The 926-nt window shown below is 74.4% G+C and carries 1 protein-coding gene; it reads right to left on the minus strand.

Annotated elements, in window-relative coordinates:
• Positions 1 to 761 (minus strand): DUF2797 domain-containing protein (locus L0P92_RS44655; protein WP_234768841.1); only part of this gene is annotated, 761 nt, incomplete at its 3' end.
• Between the last annotated feature and the right edge of the window lie 165 nt (positions 762 to 926).

A 926-nucleotide genomic window follows, 5' to 3' on the forward strand; every position in this document is an offset into this window, starting at 1 on the left:
CCGTCCCCGTCCCCACCGCCCGTCTCCACATGAAGATCCGGCCCCGCAGCCGCCACCAACCGCCCGCTCACCATCCCGCCCGCGACAAGCTCGGTCACCTCCCCGACCGCGTCCGGCAGCTCCGCCAGCCCGAACACCTGGGCGTGGTCGACCGGTTGGCAGGGCTCGCGGGTGAGGGAGTCCGGCCAGCCCTGTAGCGCAACTGCCCGGGCGTGGAGGTCCGCCACCTCGGCCGCCCGCTCCGCCGCCGACGCCGGCAACTCGGAGCGCACCGCCCGCTTGTCGGCGTACGGAATACGGTCCGGTACCCGCAGGGCCGCCCGCAGCAGTTCCTCCGTGCGCCGCGCCGCCATCAGGGGGCCTGCGCCGAGCCAGGTGAAGCAGATCGCTCCCTGTTCCAGCAGCCGGGCCGAGCCGCGTTCAAGGGCGGTGATGCCGACCTTGGTCATGCCGGGGCCGAACCAGGCCAGATATACGTGGTACGGGCGCGGGTCGTCCGTGATCGTGTCGGCGGCCACCGAGTGCGCCCGGTCCAGCCGCGCGCACTCCTCGCAGCGCGCGCCCGTGCTGCGCCCCGACACGGTCGCCCGCACCGGACACGCGTGCCCCCGCGCTCCCACGCATGTCCGCACTCCCCCTTCCGCGACCCCGAAGGCCACCCGTTTCCCCCAGGTCAGCGTGGAGCGCCGACCGCCGTCCCACCTCAGTTCAGGGCCGTCCGCCGACCATCGCAGCCCCGTGCATCTCCATGCCTGTGCCATCGCTCCCGAGCGTAGGGGCAGGCACTGACAACGCCCCTGACAACGCCCTTCAGCGACCAGCCTCCGCCGTGGCCGCGGCCGGCTCCGGCTCCCCGGCGGCCGTGGCCACGACCGCCACCTCAGCCGTACGCCGTCCCTGCCCCTGCCCCTGCCCCTGTCCTCGTC

Origin of the sequence: Streptomyces muensis, from assembly GCF_021474425.1 — a bacterium.
Classification (GTDB): Bacteria; Actinomycetota; Actinomycetes; order Streptomycetales; family Streptomycetaceae; genus Streptomyces; species Streptomyces muensis.